5 protein-coding genes are annotated in these 18,159 nt (G+C 69.5%); all 5 read right to left on the bottom strand.

The genetic code is table 11. The features are described 5' to 3' along the window. Nucleotide 1: 1 nt before the first annotated feature. The 5 genes from JW958_03285 to JW958_03305 all read right to left on the bottom strand — a co-directional run bounded on the left by JW958_03285 (nt 2) and on the right by JW958_03305 (nt 18,103). Nucleotides 2-1,543: a SpoIIE family protein phosphatase gene (locus JW958_03285; protein ID MBN1825264.1), complete on the bottom strand. Its 1,542-nt coding sequence runs from the start codon at nt 1,541-1,543 to the stop codon at nt 2-4. Between the two features lie 7 nt (nt 1,544-1,550). Further along, nucleotides 1,551-3,617, bottom strand: coding sequence for a hypothetical protein (locus JW958_03290; protein ID MBN1825265.1), 2,067 nt, complete (start codon nt 3,615-3,617; stop codon nt 1,551-1,553). Further along, nucleotides 3,586-11,412 (bottom strand): DNRLRE domain-containing protein, encoded by a 7,827-nt coding sequence (locus JW958_03295; protein ID MBN1825266.1) that lies wholly within the window; start codon nt 11,410-11,412, stop codon nt 3,586-3,588. Before JW958_03295 ends, JW958_03290 begins: the two co-directional genes overlap by 32 nt. 213 nt (nt 11,413-11,625) lie before the next feature. Then, nucleotides 11,626-13,392 carry a sulfatase-like hydrolase/transferase gene (locus JW958_03300; protein MBN1825267.1) on the bottom strand — a complete coding sequence of 589 codons (1,767 nt, stop codon included), beginning with the start codon at nt 13,390-13,392 and terminating at the stop codon, nt 11,626-11,628. 16 nt (nt 13,393-13,408) lie between these two features. Then, on the bottom strand, nt 13,409-18,103 hold the full coding sequence (locus tag JW958_03305; GenBank protein MBN1825268.1) for a hypothetical protein: 4,695 nt from the start codon (nt 18,101-18,103) through the stop codon (nt 13,409-13,411). Nucleotides 18,104-18,159 lie beyond the last annotated feature (56 nt).

Consider the following 18,159-nt stretch of genomic DNA (forward strand, 5'->3'; position numbering starts at 1 on the left):
TTTACGCGTCCACCGCGGCCGGGACCGCCGCCGCGCGCCGGATGCAGAGAACGGTGATGTCGTCGCTGGGCGGTTCGTCGCCGGTGAAGGCGCGCACCGCGCCGACCAGCCGGTCCACCGTTTCCTGGGCGGTCCGCTCCTCCACGCCGGCGAGCGACGCGAGGAGCCTCTCCGTGCCGAACTCTTCTTTCCGCGGGTTCGTCGCCTCGTTCACGCCGTCGGTGTACTGGACGAAACCGTCATCCGGATCGAGCGTGAAGGCGTCGTCCCGGATTCGCTCGTCGAAACGGTCGTCGCCGAAAAGGCCGAGCGGGATCCCCTCCGTCCCCAACGGATCGCCGAGGCCCCCCCGGCGCCGGAAATGGAGGAGTGGATTGTGCCCGGCGCTTGCGAAGACGAAACGGCCGGTGGGGATGTGGAGCACGCCGTAGAACATGGTGATGAACATTCCCCGGCGCAGATTCGGCCGGAGCATCCGGTTCAGTTCGGCGAGCATCGCCGCCGGCGAGTCGTGCCTCCTCGCGTGGGTGCGGAGGAGCGCGCTGGTCATCGCCATCACCACCAGCCCCGGGATTCCCTTTCCCGCCACGTCCGCCACGGTGATTCCCACGCGCTCGTCGTCGATCGGGATCAGGTCCCAGTAATCCCCGCCCACGGTGCGGGCGGACTGATGGAATCCGGCCACGTCGTATCCCGGAATGCCCAGGTTCGGGCGGGGGAGGAGTTTCTCCTCGATCTCGTGGGCGATCTCCAGCTCCCGGCCGAGCCGCTCCTTCTCGACCAGATCCCGCTGCGCCTCCCGGAGCCGCCCGGTCATCTCGTTGAAGGTGCGCGCGAGGACCCCCACCTCGTTCCGGCTCTTCACGACGATTTTGTAGTCCAAGTTGCCGCGGCCGATCTCCTCGGTGCCGCGGGTGAGCTGCTGGATCGGACGGACGACCCGCGAGGCGAGGAAGAGGGCGAAGACGAGGCCGACGCTGAGCGTTCCGAGAAGGACCGCCAAGGTGCTTCTCTGCGCCTCCCGGAGAACGGCGGCCAGGTGCTCCCGCTCCAGGCCGAGATGGACCGCGCCCAGTTCGCTTCCGTCCCGGTAGCGGACCGGAACGGTCACCTCGAGGATCCGGTCGTCGGCGCGGAACCGTTCGCCCGCTCCGCGGCCGAGTCCCGCCGTGAGCGGCCGGAAGTCGGGGCGGTCCTCGAAGGGGAGGTCCACGCGGCGCAGGTCCCGATCGCCGCGGATGCGGCCGTTGCGGTCCACCACCACCGCGTAGGAAAGCTCCCGGTTCTCCTCGAGCAGATCCTTGATGGCCGGGTGGAGGACGAACTCGGGAAACTCGTCGAGGAGCGCCGTCGCGCTCGTCGCGGAGAGGTTCCTACCCTGGGCGAGGAGGCGGCGGAGGGTCTCCTCCTCGAGCACCCCCTTCTCGCGTTCGATGATGATCCGCGCCGTGCCGAGTGTGAGCGCCGTGATCAGCACCATCACCGATCCGGCGAACACCCAGCGGAGCGGAATCGTTCGTTTCGCAACCGTTTCGCGTCGCACCTTCCCGCTAGCCTCCCGATAGCGCCTTCGCCTTGCGGATCTCCAATCGCGCCCTCCGGACGTAGGAGAGCGCCTTCTCGTCCTCCGGATCGATCTCGAGAATGCGTTCCCACTCCCGGATCGCCTCGCTCATGTCCCCTTCCGTGTATCGGTCCATGCCGAGGAAAAGATGGGCCTGTTTCAGGTAAGAGCGGACGTTTTCGTAGTCGGGCGCCAGCCCGTAAACGAATTGGAAATAGCGGACCGCCTCGTCGTAACGCTCGTCGCCGAGGGCGTCCACGCCGGATCGGTACATCCGCCCCGCTTCTTCGCGTTCCTCCGGCGTCGGCTCGCGCCGTCTTTCCGGCGCCGCTTCGGTCGCGGTCGCCGCGCCGCCCTCCCCCGCCGTCTCCGGTTCCGCGGCGGGCGCCTCGAGGCGGGCGATTTCCCGGACGAGATCGTCGCGATCCGGTCGGAGGGCGAGCGCTTCCCGGTAGCGATCCTTCGCCGTTTCCGGCCTCCCCCGGTCGCGGAACCAGGCCGCCTCTTCCACCAGATCGTCGATACGAAGCGCGATGAGCGAATCGGTCCTCACCCGGTAGGAACTCGCGTCCGGGTTGTCCGGCGCGATTTCGATCGCCGCGTCGAACTCGTCCCGGGCGCGGAGCAGGTCGGAGAGGGCGAGGTATTCCACGCCCCGGGTCAAGTGCTCGCTTACCTCGCGACTTCGCTCGGCGCTCCGGTTCAACCGGTCCGTCGTCTCGGCGAGTCGCCGCGCCGCCCTTTCGTCCTCCGGAGAAACCGCGAGCGCCGCCCGGTACGCCGCCACCGCCTCGAGCAGATTCCCCTCGGCGAGGCGGGCGTCCCCGTCCGCCACATGCCGTTCGGTGCGGGCCCTCCCGAGACCGGCGAGCGCTCTCTCATCGGCGTCGTCCCAGAGCAGCGCCCTCTCGAAGCGCGCCTCCGCGCCGATGAAGTCCCCCGCCTTCAGAAGCTTTTCCGCATCGAGGACGTCCGCGTCGATCTGTTCCCGCTCCTTCCTCTCCAACTCCTCGCCGGTCCGACGCGCGAGCCTCTCCTCCTCCTCGGCTCGGCGGCGTTCCCGAAGCGTGTCCAGAGGCGCGCCGAAGGAGAGAGTGACGCCGAAGCGGTGCGCGTCCCCCAGCTCCCGGGAGGCGAAGGCGTAATCAAAGCGGCCGGCGTGGAAAGAGAGGCCGAGACCGGCGGCCCACTCCTCGCCGTCGGCGCCGCCTCGGAAGGCGATCCCGCCGGGGAGGCGGTACTCGACGCCGAAGCGCGCTCTCCCGCCGCTCTCCTTCCCCTGATCGAGCCCGGCGAGTAGGAGCGCCTCGCCGCGGTCGCCTCCGGCGAGTGGAACGCGGAGGGCGGCGCCCGCGCGGAGGAGACGGGGGAGGCGGTCCTCGCCGTCCGCCATCGCGAGGGTCGGTTCGAGAACGTTCCGGATCGCGAGGCCGAAGCGGAGGTTCCGCCTCGAGAAGAGGCTCCGATCGCCGTCGTCGGCGCCCACCTGGATCCCCAGGTCCGCGCCGAAGGAGGTGGCGGAACGCCCGTCCAACGCGTGGGTCTCCGCTTTCAGGTTCGCGCCGATCCGGACCGGACCGAGGGGCGGGAGCGCGTAAGCGAGAATCCACTCGTTCTGGCGGTCCGTGAAGACCCCGTCCTCGGCGCCGCCGGCGTCGAAGCGGCGGATATCGTCCATGCCGTAACGGAGGTTCGCGAAGGAGACGGTTCCTCGGTCGAGGAAGGGGTGTACGTAGCCGAAGAAGGCGTAGCGGTTTCCTTCGACGAAAGGCGAGGTGTAAAAGAAAGTCATCTCTTTGCGCTTCGCCCCGGCCATTCCCGCCGGGTTCCAGGTCACGCCGGCCGGACCCTCTGCGAGGGCGACGTAGGCGCCTCCCAGGGCGAGGGCGCGCGCGCCGGCGCCGAAGGCGAAGGGAGACTCGGTGCCGCCGCTCTCCTCGGCGTACGCCGAAGGAGCGGTGGCCCACGCCGTGGCCCACGCCGCGAGGAAGAGCGCGCCGCGCCGGACGGCCCGTTCCGCGCTAATTGAGAACAGCGATCTTGTGGATCGCATGATCTCTCCCTCCTCCGTCGTAGACGATCTCCACCGAGGCGAGGTAGCCGCCGCTCAGCACGCGGTCCCCCTTGCCGTTCCGTCCGTCCCATTCGATCTCGACGAGCCCCGCCTCCGTCACCCTCTTTTCCAACGTTCGGACCGGCGCGCCGAGACCGGTGTAGATGCGGATCGACGCCCGCCCCGCGGCGCCGGCGTAGAAGGCGAAGACCGCGGCGCCGTCGGCCGGGGTAAAGGGATTCGGATAGCTGCGCAGGCTCTCCCGGAAGCCTTTCTCCGCGAGGTGAGTCCATGAGGAGGGGTTCGCGCCGCCGTCCCCGTTCGCCCGGTCCACGAGCGGTCCTTGCTCCTCGAGGAGGATCTCCTCCAGCGGAAGACGGACGCGAAAGGAGGAGACCGTGGGGCTTTCCGCCGTTTCCAAGTCGATCGCGAGCGTGAGGGTCTCCGCGGGCGCCAGGGTGAGCGCCGGGTCGAAAAGAAAGCGCAGGCGATCCGGGGCGAGGATCGCCTCCACCGGTTCCGCCCCTTTCGCCGGTCCCGAGGAGGCGCCCCGCACCGCTTCCGCGGGGGCGATCGTCGAGCCTCCCGGTCCCTCGAATCGCAGGGAGAACTCGGCGAGGTGCGCCGCCGCCGTCTCCTCGCCGCCGGAGGGGAGAAGGCGGAGCGATCCCGCGCCGGCGACGAGCGCGCCGGGAATGGCCACGGCGGGAAGGGTCAGGTCGATCCACGTCTCCACCCGATCGCTCGTCTTCCTTACCGAGAGGAGTGGGGAGCGGGCCGCCGTCGGGTCATCGCCGAGGAAGTGAACGGCCACGGGAGTCGACTCGTTCTCGTCCGCGGCGGCCACCGCGGTCGCGGGAAGGACGAAGCGATAGCCGCCGGGCGGGGCGTCCGCCTTCAGATCCGCCTGGACGCGGATGAGCGCCGAGCCGCCCGGTTCGACGGTCAACGTTTCGGAGAAGGGGAGCGCCAGCGACGCCGCCCCTTCCTGCACCGGCGCGGCCGAAGCGAGGGAGCGGTCCCCCTCGCGGACCCGGAGTCTCTCCACCAGCGACCGGATCTCCGTCGAGTCGCCCGCCTCGTTCTCCAGCCGGATCCGCACCCCGTCGAGGCGGACCGCGGCGCGCGTCGAATCCCCTTCATGAATGAAATGGATGTGGAGCACCTCGCGGTCCCTGTCGCCGGGCCTGGCGACGGAGGAGTCCGGGGGCGTCTCGACGAGCGCGGCGATGGAGTCGGTTCGCACCGAAACCTCCGACTCCATCGGCCCGGTGAGGCGGAGCACCACCTCCACGGTTCCCCCGTCGGCGGCCGGCTTGGGATCGACGAAGGTGCTCTCCGCCACGCCGAGGCGGAAGGGGCCGAGCGGCGCGAAGGAGTCCACGTCGCCGGCGATGAGGATCTCGATCGGGTTGTTCGGCGGTACGGTGAGTTGCGGATCCAGGGAGAAGACCGCCTCGCCGTCCCGCACGATCCAACCGTCGCCGTCGAAATGGGTGATCCCCGGTCCGGTGATCCGCGCGCTTTCATAGGGGAAGAGGCCGTCGGACAGGCCGATGTGAATCGCCGAGAGGACCACGTCGGCGGTGACGCCGGTGACGCCGCGGCTTTCCACCACGCAGCGGAGGATCCGGGCCGAGCGGGCGCCCCGGTTCACCCGCGGGGGCGGGCCTTCCGTCACTTCCACGACCAGGCTGTCCGGCGGGATGACCACCTCTGCCAAGCCGGTCGCGAAGGGGAAGCCGCCCCCCACCGGGACCGGCGCGTTCGAGTTGGCGTCTCGGGCGGCGAGCGAACCGGCGCCGGCGAGGATCGCGCGGAGCGCGGCCGCGCCCGGATCGCCGTGGAGGTCGATGGAGAGGCCGAGCGTCGCTTCATCGCCCGGCTCGAGGAGTATCGGTTCGTCGAGGGGGATCGCCGCCTCGGCGGCGCCGAACTCCGGCGCTTCGACGCGGCCGATGGGCCGCCCGCTTCGCTCCGCCGAAAGGGCGTCCAAGAGGAGGGCCGGATCGAGCGGAGCGCCCGTCTCGCCGGCGAGTGCGACGCGCACCGTGTCGATCCGGATCGGAGCGGCGTCGCTCGACGCCCCGTCGTCGTGGGAAAGGGTGAGGAGAAAGAGCGACACGCCGGTCTCGCCGCGGGCCACCGATCCGGGGAGGGTCGCCGTTGCCTGGACGGTGACACCCGAGGGGACCGCCTCCACAGTGAGCGTCGGGGAGATCGTCGGCAGGGCGCGGACCGTATCCCCGCCGGTTTCCACCGCCCTCGCCTCGCCGCTGAACCAGGCAGAGCCCGTGCTTTCGGCGCGCACCGTCCAGGTGAAGAGCGCCTCTCCGCCGGCCGCGAGGCTCTCCACCGAGGCGGGCGAGGGGCCGGAGAGGATGATCGCCTCCGGACCGAGGGGGGCGAAACCGACGGGCTCCACGTCCAGGAAGATGCGCGGGTCTTGAGCGGTCACGTTCTCCACCGCCATCTCCACCTCCAAGGTTTGCCCCACGCTCGCGCGGTCCGCGGAGAACCGGATGTCGGCGAAGACGGGAGAGGTTGATATGTAAAACAGAGACGCCGAGGGGACCGGGTCGTCCACCGGTCCGTCGTTGCCGGAGCGGAGCGTGAGACCGTTTTCGGGAAGGGCGAGCAGCACCGTCCGTCCCTCACGCGCGTCGGCGGAGGCGTCCACGCGAACGCGCAACGTCTCCCCCGGCGCTTCGACGGGGAGGCCGATCCCCTCGCGCGCCCAGACCGATCCGTTCCAGACCAGTTCGCCGATCACCTCGTCCGCGGCGCCCCCGGAGAGGACCAGACGGGAGATGTCGACCGCGTCCGCCGTCCCCTGACGGGCGATCCGCACGCCCTCCAGCGTGTCCGGGCGGCATCCGTTCGGGGGGACGACGAAGGAGAAGGCGAGGCATCCCGTCTCGAAGGGGGCGATGGCGCCGCCGCCGGCCGGGAGGACGCGGATCTGCGCCGCCGCCATCCCGTCCACCACCGGTTCCGCGGAGAGGAGGGGGAAGGCGCCGGAGAGGCTCCTCTCCCCGAGGAAGCCGAATGCGGCCGCCGATTCGATCGCGATCCGGACCGTGTCGCCGTCGGAGGCGCAGAGGAGGCCCACGTCGACGGAGAGGCGGAAGAGCGGGTCCTCGCCGGGCGGGATGAGCGCCGTGAAGCCCTCCAGCTCGGCGACGCCGTCCAGGAAGGGGGCGGACGCGATCGGATCGAACGCCGGGCTTACGTCCTTTCCGGCGCCGGATGGACCGAACAGATAAACCCTCGGCGTCGCCTCGTCCGGGTTCGGGCCGCCGCTCCGGTTGGCGACGAAGAGCCTTTCGAGGCGGACCGTGTCGGCGTACACATTGGAGAGCCGGAAGGAGAGCATCTCCCGGTTCTCCTCGCCGGGGAGCACCGGGCCGCCGGAGCCGCGTTCGGGATCGGTCAGCACCACCCGCTCCGCGCCGCCCAGCACGCGCAGTTCCGGGCAGAGCGCGGTGGTGTCCACCGGCCCGTCGTTGGCGGATGCGAGAATGACGCCGTCCATCGGCACGCCGAGCAGGACCGTGCGCCCGTCGACGGGATTATCCGTCACGCTCGCCGACACGAAGAGCCGGAAGCCGCCGGCGGGGACCTGTTGCGCCAGGCCGGATCGGGACCATCCGTCGCCGATCCAGTAAAGCGCGCCGAGATCCGTGTCGTCCTCTTCCCCGCGGTCGTAGAACCCGTTGCCGCCGTCCCGCCAGATCCGGAGTCCCGCGAGGTCCGTTCCCGCTTCCGCGTCTCCCAGGTTGCGCACCGTGAGCGCGCGGAGTTCGTCGACGGCGTAACCGTTCGAGGGGATTCGGATGGAGAGGACGAGGGAATCCTCCGATCCCGCGGGGAGGCTGGGCGGGAAATCGCCCCGAGGATCGAGCTGCCCGGCGACCAGTCCGTCGACGAAGTGGGCGCCCGGCGAGTCGAGGGGGAACGCGCCCGCCGGGGTGGCGCCTTCCGCGAAGACGAGATCGGAAGCGCCCTCCACGGCGAGATCCAGCTCCTCGCCGTCCGGCGCCTGGAGGAGGGAGAGGTTCCCGGTCACGAGAAGGGAGACGGTGTCCCCCGCGGGTACGGCGAGTTCGAGCCCATCGAGAAGGAGCGCGCCTCCGGAAAGCGTTCCCTCGCCGAGGACGGGATCGGTGGGATCGGCCGCGCCGTCCCGGTCCGCGTCTTCACGGAGCACGATCCGGTCCCAGAGGAGATCTCGGGCGGCGATCGACCCGGCCCCCGCGCCGGAGTCGGCGAGGCGGATGGAGGAGAGGTTTTTCTCTGAGAGGTAAAGGTTCGCCAGATCGACGCGGAGGAGGGGAACGTTCTTCGCGCCGGGGTGGACCACGACCCCCTCCAATGGGGGCGCCGTCGCCTCCACGTAGGGAGGGAGAAGGAGGAGCAGGTTGGCCGAGGCGCTCACGAGCTTGTCGAAGGGGGCGCCGTTTCCGTCGACGCCGTCGGTTTGGAAGAGGATCTCGTAATCGCCCGGGTCGAAACCGGCCGGGATGCCGCTGGGGTCGAAGAGGGCGATGCCGGATCCCCCGTCTCCTTCGAGGGAGAGGTCGGCGGAGAGGAACGCCTCGTAGGACGCGGCGCCGTCGGTGAAGGTGAATCGCGTGCCGCTCCGGAGCAGGAGGGAGGCGGCGCCGTCGTTCCGGAGGGCGACGGAAAACGCCGCGTCGTTCCCCGCCACCGCGCGGTTCGGCCGAAGCGTGCCGGCCAGGTCGACCAGCACGGGCGGGCCGGTGACGGTCCACCCGCCGACGGCCGACGCGTGGAGCGCCGCCACCGCGTCTCCCCCGGCGGCGAGGGCGGCCGACGCGGACCCGTCCACGGCGATCGGGATCCCGGCGACCGCGTTCTCCGCCACGTCCACCAGGAACAGAAGCGTGTCCGACTCCCCGTCCGCGAGCGGGCCGTCGAAGGGGATCGGCGTCACGGTGTAATCGCCGCTTCGGTCCTCGCCGCCGGAGGCGAAGGCGAGCGCCCCCTCGAGATCGAGGAGCGTGTCGCCGGTCCGGTTGGTGACGGCGAGCGCCACCGGGAGACCGCTCTCTCCGCGGGTCGCTCGCTCACGGGATTCCAGCACCGCGTCGACGACGAGGCCCAGATCGTCGAAAACGGTCACCGCCGCGGTGTCGGCCGCGCTTCCCGCTGAGGCGGCCACCGCACCCTCGCCGGCGCTCTCCGCGCGGAAGAGCCCTACGCCGTCGACGGAGCCGACGCCGCCGATCACCGTCCAGGCGATCGGGCCGGTCGTCGGGTTCCCTTCGCCGTCGTAAGTATGAGCCGTGAAGGATATCTCTTCGCCCGCGAAGACCGTGAGGGACGAAGGATCGAGAATCAGCGATCGCGTCGGGCCGGCGGTGACGGTGATGGGGCCGCTCTCGCCCGTCACGGCGCCGAGCGCGACCCTCGCCGTGTCCGTGCCGGGGCGGTCGGGCTCGAAATGCCCCGTCGACGGATCGAGGGATCCGATTCGGGACGCGCCGCTCCAGACCGGGTCGCCGGGGTCGTCGATCACGTTGCCGTCGCCGTCACGGGCCACGGCGGTGAAGTCGAGGGACTGTTCGGTGTGGAGGGTCGCGGTGAAAGGGACCACATCCAGGGAGGCGAGGGCGCCGGGGACGATGAGGACGCGCGCGGTGTCCGCCAGCCCCGAGGCGGAGGCGACCAGGAGAGCCTCGCCGGTTTCCCGGGGATGGAAGAGGCCTTCCCCGTCGACGGCGCCGAGGCCGGTCGGTTCGGACCAGGCCGCGCCGGGGTCGAAGGGGTTTCGGTCCGCGTCCCAGCCGACGGCGGCGAGGAGGAGGCTCTCGTCGGCGGTGAGAACGGTATCCGCCGGGAGGGCGGCGAGGGAGTCGAGTCGGCCGACGGAGAGGTCGATGCGCGCGCTGTCCGACGCCGGGCCGACGGAGGCGACGACCCACCCTTCGCCGGGGGCGGCGGCGTCGAAGAATCCGGAGGGATCGATCGATCCGATGCCGCCGGAAACGCGCCAGACCGGCGTCGTGTCGATCTCGGCGCCGCCCGAGTCGAAGACGCGCGCGGTGAAGAGAATGGTCGTGTCGGTGGTCGCGTCCGCCTCGGGCGGATCGATCTCGATCCGCGAGGGGAGGCTCGGCGCTACGGTCACCGTCGCCGTGTCCCGGAAGCCGGAGGCGAGACCGATGACGATCGCCTCGCCCGGCGCGGCCGGCAGGAAGACGCCCGTGAGAGAGATCGAGCCGATCTCCGGCTCAACGGACCACTTGGCGGTGACCGCCCAGGGGTTGCCGTCTCCGTCGAGGGCGTAGGCGCGGTAGTGGACCATGTCGTCGACGGCGATCGCCGTGTCCGCCGGAGAGACGAGAAGGGCGGCCATCGCCCCGTGGGTCACGCTCACCGAGGTGGAGCCCGCCGCCGCGCCCGCCTCGGCGATCACCTCGCCGGTCCCCTCCTTCGCCGGGTCGAAGAGGCCGGACCCGTCGATCGCCCCCACATCTCCCTCGATCCGCCAGTCCGGATCGATCGGGAAGAGGTATCCCGTCTCGTCCTCGCCGATGGCGGTGAAGAGAAGCGAAGAGTCGGCGTCGACGATCGGGTCCTTCGGGTCGATCCGGAGGCGGATCGCTTCACCCGGCAGCACCGTCACGAGGCAGTCGTCGCCGTTCCCCGGCGCGCCGTCGGCGTCCCCCTCCGGGAGCTCATTCGGCGGCGAGGTGGTCCGGGAATCGTCCACCAGCACCGGCAGCCTCGCCCCCTCCGGGTCCTCGACGCCGGGCGCCTGGACGGTGAAACGAACCTCCAGCAGGCCGTCCTCGGCGACCGGTTCGTCGAGCGCGACCGCGAGGGTGTCGACGCCGCTCGCGTCGGACCAGCCGACCGCCCCCCCGTTCCAGAGGATCTCCGACGGGGCGGGCGAGGCGTATCCCTCGGGCAGGGGGAGGAACAGGCGGTTCACGCCGGTGTCGATCCCCTGACCGCCGAAACGGAGCGCCGCATAGGCGGTCATCTCCGCCGTCGACCCGGGGGAGATCCGTTTCGGCTGGATCTCCGCCGTGCCGTCCTCCACCGCGGGGAATGTGTCCCCCTCGGCGCTTTCATACACGATGGTCAGCCGCGGACGGAGAGTCTCGTCCGCGTGCTCGCTCGCCGCGAAGGAGACGATCGCCGCCGACCCGCTTCCCCGCTTCAGGAAAACGCCGAGGTTGGAGTCCGGCTCGGCGATCCACTCCTCCACCAACTCCGGAACGGACCAGCTGATCCAGCCGGGGGACCCGTCGATCGGGGCGTCGTCGACGACGGCGCCGAAGTCTCCGCCCGTTTGGTTCCACAGGAAGGGGAGGAAACGATAAAACCAGTTCACTCCGGAGAAGCGCTCCGCGGTCCCCTCGATCCACTCATTTCGCGCCGGCCGCGCGCCGATCCGCATCGGAGTCGTATAGGGATCGTCGACGGTCCAGACGTTTTTTGCATAAAGAGAGAGTTCGGCGGAGAGGATCGTCGCGTCGCCGGGGAATTCCGGAAGGGTGAAGCGGAGAAGCGCCCGCCAGTCGTTCTGACCGGCGGAAATCTGGATCGGGATCTCCTCGATCTCACCCGGCTGCGACCCGTCGGTGAAACCGACGATGAGGGAGTCCTCGACTCCGGTGGCTCGGTAGGGGGCGATGTTCGCGATCCACGCGTCCGCTCCCTCCGCGCCGTCCGGCTGGAGGATCACGGTCCTCTCCGACGCCGCGGCGAGCGGAGAAAGGAGCGACAGCATGATCAGGACACAAAGAAACACTCGACCCATACGGCCTCCCGAAGCTCTCCGTATCCGCAGAAACCCTCACCCGATGGATCGGCCTAAAGCGTTGTAATGCTTAGCGGTTTCGGATTAAAAAGGACCGAAACGGTTCTCTTTCGGGGGAAGGAAAGGGGAGGCGGGAAAGGAATCGCGGGAGCGCGTGGAGATATTTTCTTGTAACACGTTGTCGATAAACGAGAAAGCGGGGTTCGGGCGAGGCTACCCGCCGAGATAGCCGAGGGCGCGGAGTCGCTCTCTTTCCGCATCCTCGAGACGGATGACCGGGGGGGGCGCGCCGGGCGAGGGGGTCCAGCCGACCAGGAAATCGGACCGGGCGGCGGCCTCCGGGCCGGGCGGATCGAGCGCGCCTTCGGGGGCGGCGGCGGGATCGAGAACGAAACGGGGGGCGGGCGGCGCGGATCCCTCGGGGCCGACGGCGATCCGCGTTCCTTCTTCCCGGGAGCCCCGGGTGAGCAGGAAACGGACCGCGCCGTCGGGGGGAACGACGCGCATGCGGAACCCTCCGGCGACGCCGGCGGGGGCGGTGAATCGGAAGGGACCGTTGCCGGAAGCCTCGGTTCGGAAGGACGCCGGACCGAGGGGGAGGATGTCGATCACGACGCCGGAGGGATCGATCGCGCCTTCCACCGGTTCGTCGCCCGCGTCCCACCGGATCGTCCAGCCGCCTCCGTTCTCCTCCGTCGGCGGTCCGGCGAGAGCGGTCCCTCCGGCGTCCGGCGATGCGGCGCGCCCCGCCCGTTCCGCGGGATCGGCGGCGCGATCATAGACGCGGGTCCCCTCGCGGTCCCAAACGAGTTTGTTCTCGCCGCGGAGGGCGGCCCGGCCGTACCGGCCCTCGCGGGTCGTGCCGGCCAGAATCGTCCTCCCCTCCCCCTCCTCGTCGAGGGGGCGTCCGTCGAGCCCCTCCGGCGCGGGGAGCCCGGCGATGCGGAGGAGCGTGGGGAAGAGATCGACCAAGCTGACCGGATGCTCCACCGTTCCGCCGCCGGGGCGGCCCGGATCCCGGAGGAGGAGGGGGACGCGGAGCACCTCGTCGTAAAACGTGAAGGAGTGACCGAAACTGCGGTGCTCCTGAAACTCCTCGCCGTGGTCTCCGGTGAGCACCACCACGGTTTTGTCCCAATCCCCCGTCTCCCGGAGCGCGTCCAGCAGCCGTCCGATCCAGAGATCGGCGTAGCGAACTTCGCCGTCGTAGAGCGCCTCCACGTGCTCGAGGTCGCGATCGTTCATCAAGGAATCGACCGGAAAGTACCGGCTCAGCGACCGGAAGGAGCCGTCGACGTCGCCATTGTAGTCCGGATCGAAGAGCGTGGTGTAAGGCTCCGGCGCGGCGTACGTCCAGTGCGGGTCGAAAATGTGGACCAGCAGGAAGAAGGGGCGGCTTTCGTCCCGCTCCCGTAGCCAGCGGATCGCCTCGCCGGCCACCCGTTCCGCGCGCGGTTCGCGCTCCTCGTCGAAGCGGTAGTCTCGGGTGACGCGGAATTCCTCGAAGCGGTCGAAGCCGGCGTCGAAACCGTAAACGCTTGATGTGTAAATGTGAGAGACGAAAGCGGCCGTGGCCCACCCTCCCTCGCGGAAAGCGGCGGCGAGGGTCGGGAGGTCGGGGCGGATCGCCAGGTAGTCGTTGGTTGCGCCGTGTTCCCAGGGGTAGCGCCCGGTGAGAATCGAGCCGAAGGCGGGGAGCGTCCAGGGAGCGGTGGTGTAGGCGCGCTCGAAACGGAGCGACTCGGCGGCGAGGCGGTCCAGGGAGGGGGTGGTTTCGCGGCCGTATCCGTAGGAGCCGAGACGGTCGGCGCGGAGGGTGTCCACCACCAGAAGGAGCACATTGGGATGCTCCCGCCGGGCGGCGCAGGAGGCGAAGAGCGCCGCGCCGAGAAGGAGAAAGAGAAGCGGGAGGAGCCGCCGCTTTCCCTTGCGCGATTCCCCGCGGCGGGCTCCGGTTCTTTTCTTTCCTTCGTTTATCATTGCGATCTCAATAACCTCAGCCGTCGGCGCGGCGGCCCACCACGATCGTGCCGATCGCCTCGGCCTTCTCGCCCCCTCGGAAGGCGTTGATCCGGAAGGGGTAAACTCCCCGCGCCAGGCGATCGCCGTCGGCGTCCCTTCCGTCCCAAACGTCCGGGTTTTCGTTGTATCCCCGCTCGCGGGAGAGGTTCTCCAACGTGCGAATCCGCTTCCCGGAGACCGTGAAGATCTCGATCCGGACGCGGTCCGCGGGTTGAGAGAGCTGGTAATAGAAGCCGCGCCTGTCCGGCGCCGGATTGGGATGGCAGAGGGCGTCGGTCACGCGGAGGCGGCCGTCGACGCGGAAGCCCGTCCGGACCGAGTAGGCGCCGGCGTGGAAGAGGAGCGTGTGCGATCCGCCGCCCGGTTCGAGAGCGATGGCCGCCGCCCAGCGCCCGTCGCCGCCCCGGCGGAGAGAATCGGGGAGGAGCGGAAGGCCGTTCAGCTCGAAACGGACTTCTCCGGCGGGGAGCGAGTCGGCGTATTCGACGAATCCCTCGGCGCGCGGATCGTCGGCGATGAAGTCTCCCTCCATCACCGCCGCGCCGTCCAAGGTGAGGGAGAGGGAAAGTCCCGCGCGGAGGAGGAACGCCGAGAGGGGAGCGCCCTCGCCGTCCGCCTCGACGCGGATTTCGTAGCTCTCGTTTCGGATCGCCGGGCTCCAGAGGACGCGCAGGCACGGGTCGCCGCCGGCGCTGTCCCTCTCCACGACGTAGGCGGACGGGTCGACTTCCTCGCCGGCGTCGGTGATCCGCACCGACGGCTCCGGCAGGTCGCGCGGGAGGGCGATTTGCAAAACGATCTCCGGCGCCGTTCCGTCCAGGTGGCCGAGGAGGGTGTGGCCGGACGCCGCCTCGCGGCCGTCCACGGAGGCGGTGATGGAGTAAGCGCTCTTCACCACCTCGATCGGGTAGCTCTTCTCCCAACCGAGGACGGAGAGGGTCAACACCTGGTTCCCCTCGGGGAGAACGAGGTCGAATTCGGCGACCCAGGCGTTCCCGTCGCGGTAGAGGGTGTCCGGCGCGAAGGTCGCCTCCCCCGCCGCGGCGGAGAGGTCCCCCCTTTCAAGGTCGATCTCCTCGGCGATCCGCAGTGTGAGGCGGACCGAGGTGGATAGCGCGTCCTCGCCGTTCCAGGGCGCGCCGTCGAACGCGATTTCCGGCGTCAGGGATGTGCGGAGCGTGTGGCTGAGCCGGTTCCCCCAGCGGTCGGTGAAGCGAACGCGGATCTCCTCGATCGCCGGGTCCGGTTTGCGGTCGTAGGCGAGGGTCCAGGTCCAGCGGTTGCTCGCCGAATCCACTCCCGCCTCGACGGTGTAGGAGGACTCGGGGAGGGCCGCGTCGTTTTCGAAGAGGAGAACCTCGTCGGTCGCCACCCATACGTCGCCGGTGAAGCGTGCGCGGAGGAGGAGAGGCGCGCCTCCGGAGCCGCCGAGCGCCAGGCCGCCGTCCGCGATCGTGTCGCCGTCGACGGTGACGGTCAGCTCCGGAGGGAAGGGGCCGATGGAGAGGGCCGGGTCGCCGAAGATCACCCAGGGGAGAATGTCGCCCCGATCGTAGGAGTAGAGTCCGGCGAAATCGGCGAGGGCGCCCGCGAAGATCTCGCCGGCGGTCCGCGATCCGGCGGCGCGGGATTCCTTGGCCGGTCGCGGATAGAGACGGTCGATCACGCACCCGTTCAACACGAGGTTGGGGGTGAGGTGTTCGGTGAGGGTGGAGCCGAAGCTGAGAATCGCGCCGGTGTTCGGGAGGAGGACCATCGTCTCGGTGATCGCTTCATCTCCCAAGGAACGGAACACCTCGAACTCGGAGGCGTCGCATGCGAAGCCCATGAAGATGTAGGGGGGCGCGTCCGGCGCGGAGCGCTCCGTCAGGTCGAAATGATCCTTGTTCCTGTAGTCCCGTCCCTCGCCGAGGAAGAGTTCGTGGGAGAGGGCGGACCGGCTCGCGTGCCCTTGATAGTTCACGGCGAAAACGCCTCGTTCGTTGACCAGGTCGAAGTAGGCGTCGAGAAGGGATTCGCCTCCGCCGCCCACCCCCGCCGTGTCCCCGCGGGCGCGGGCGATGACGCAGTCGATCTCCGCCACGTCCGGATCGTTCGGATAGTCCGGATGGGGGCACAGTTCCTGGTAGACCGACGTGTAGGGACGGAGGAGGAAGAGGGCGGTGTCGGCGCGCACGGCCGAGCTGTCGGCGATTTGCCCGGCGAGGCGGAGTGACTCGATTTCGAACTGTATCTGCGAGGCGTTTGCATAGATCCCCACCCAGTTGACGGTTTCGAAGGTCCAAGCGTCGTCCGCGACGATCCCGTAGCGCCGCCTCCACGGTTCGTCCAACCTTTCCGTCTCGTAGAGGATGGTTTTTTCCACGAGCGCCGCCGCCTGTTCCTCCGTCTTCACCGGAAAACGCCCGATCAGGATGTCCGGGAGCGCGTCGGTCGGTCCGTCGAGAAGGACGTACCAGAGGTCGCTGGCGCTCCACCGCTCGCTCGCCATCCTGATGTAACGGCTGTAAAGCGGGTAGGAAGGGAAATAGTCGAACTCCTCTGCGTAGTCGGGATCGTTCACGTAATTCTGGGCGGCGTCCTTGTAATCCTCGTATCCGTCGCCGACCAGAAGGGCGTGGGTGGGGGGTGTGGACCAACGGGAGTGGGCGTAGAGGAGATAGCGGCGGATCGCCTCGGGGTCCTTCACGCCGCCGTTGAATTCATCGTAGACGTCCTGCAGGCGGATCACCTCGGCGGTGAGCCCGCGGCCGGTCCTGTGCTCGGCGAGCGGTTCCATCGCTTCGACGAATCGATCGTGGGAGATGATCGGCATCGACGCCTCCCGGGTCGTCAGCCCCCCCGCCGGGTCGCGGACGATCTTCCCCTCGCCGAGACGGCGCGCCCCCTCCACGGTGCAGGCGACATAGCGCCGGGGGCTCTCGACCGAGTCCTGCAGCGTCACCGTCCATCCCTCCCCTTCCGCGCGGAGCGAATCGACGGCGATCCGCGCCGGCGCGGAGGGATCGGTCACGTCGAGCACCACGATCGATGTGTCGGTGAATCCCCCCGGCTCCATCTGCACCCTCTCCTTCCCCTCGCCGGACGAGAAGAGGAGGTAGTCGTCGCGGGCGCGGTAGAGGAAGGAGGCGCGTATCTCCAGCCAATCGAGAAAACCGTACGCGCCGCTCACATCCGTGGTTTCCGAATACCCTCGGTAACCGCGGTAGAGAAAACGGTTCTCCCCGTCCCCGAGGAGGCGGCCCGGCAGGTTCTGTTCCCCTCGATACAAGTTCGGCTTTTCCCAGTAGATGAGCACGTCCAGGAGAGTGTCCGCCGCGGCGGAGTCGAGGACCTGATAGCGGTGGTAGTGGCGGCCGTCGGTGGCGCTGTTGCTGATGGTCATGGCGCGCCATCCCCATTCGGCGGCGGTGTCCGGCGCGGGGAGGTCGACGACGATGTCCCGGTTGGAGCTGGTCCTGTTCCAGGGGAAGTAGAGGTCGGTCGTGTCGGAGAGGACGTTCATCTCATAAAGGATGTCCTCCTCCCATCGGATCGTATCGGGGAAGGAGGGGAGGGGGTCGAGACCGGCGTAGCCGCGGAGGCCGGGGCGCGTCGTGAAGGAGGCGCCCCCTCCCGAGGGGAGGAGGAAGTAGACCGCCTCGTCGGCGAAGCGGTCCTGGAAGTCGCGCTCCATCCGGTCTTCGCGGAAGCCGGGGAGCCAGGCGAGAAGCGCGTCGCCGTCGCCGAAGAGGCCGTCGCCGTCCCTGTCGCGGATCAGGAGAGGGAGCGCCTTCTCGGTGAAGGGATCCTCCCCATCCTCGAACGCCTTGTCCGACCAGCCTCGCCGGACGATGCGCACTTCCTCCGTCGTCGATCCCTCGGGGAATCCGACCGCGGCGAGTTCGTCGAACTCGATCCTGTAGAGCCCTCCCTCGCGCACGTACAGCTTGTATTCGTCCTCGCCCGCCGCCGGGCTCTTCCCCGCGCCGCCGGGACGCCGCGCCGGGCGCGTCCGATAAGAGAGGGCCTGGTCGTAGTTGGCGACGGTGGAGCGATAGAGCCCTTCCCAAGCCGGTTCGGCCGGCGCCTCTTCTCGTTCGCCGCGCTTGTCCGCGCGCCTCTCCGTGTCGGGGATGAAACGGATCCGCACCACCATCTTCTCGTGAACGCGGATCGTTCCCCCCGCCGGGTCCGCCTGGATGGGATGGATCCGAACGGGGACCATGAGTTGATGCCGGAAACGCTCGGGCGCTCCCGTCTCGACGATCGCCTCCGGATACCATCCGCCGGTCCTGTAGAAAGCGTCGTCCACTTCCGGGAGGGAAAGGGGGATTGCCTCCGCGCTGACGATGGTGTCCCGCGGAGCCGGCGCGGCGGGCGAGCCGGGGATTTCGACGGTGCCGAGGGATTCCACCGTCGCCCGAATCGTGTATCCCTCCGGCACGCCGATCCAGCGGACACGGACCGGAAGCGCGGGACGCCCCGGCTCGGTGGTCCGACCCGGATCGAATCCCTCGACGCGCCGGAAGAGCCGGCCCTCGACGGTCGTTTCGACGAGGCGATAAGCGCCGGCGCTCTCCCGCAGGAGAAAGTCCTCCGGCGCGCCCGCGCCGGACGCCGTTTCGCCGCCGTCGGCGCGAAGACCCGAGAGAAGAAGCAGAAGGAGAGGTAAGATGGTTCTTGTCATGGTCATGATTTCGTGACTATACCATGAGCGAGCGACGGGGGGCGACCCGCGCCCGG

The organism is Candidatus Eisenbacteria bacterium (assembly GCA_016930695.1).
Lineage (GTDB): Bacteria > Orphanbacterota > Orphanbacteria > Orphanbacterales > Orphanbacteraceae > JAFGGD01.

What these genes read in the sequence shown, in the direction of transcription:
- JW958_03290 (MBN1825265.1), bottom strand. Translation starts at nt 3,617, where the DNA reads ATGCGATCCACAAGATCGCTGTTCTCAATTAGCGCGGAACGGGCCGTC.
- JW958_03295 (MBN1825266.1), bottom strand. Translation starts at nt 11,412, where the DNA reads ATGGGTCGAGTGTTTCTTTGTGTCCTGATCATGCTGTCGCTCCTTTCT.
- JW958_03300 (MBN1825267.1), bottom strand. Translation starts at nt 13,392, where the DNA reads ATGATAAACGAAGGAAAGAAAAGAACCGGAGCCCGCCGCGGGGAATCG.
- JW958_03305 (MBN1825268.1), bottom strand. Translation starts at nt 18,103, where the DNA reads ATGACAAGAACCATCTTACCTCTCCTTCTGCTTCTTCTCTCGGGTCTT.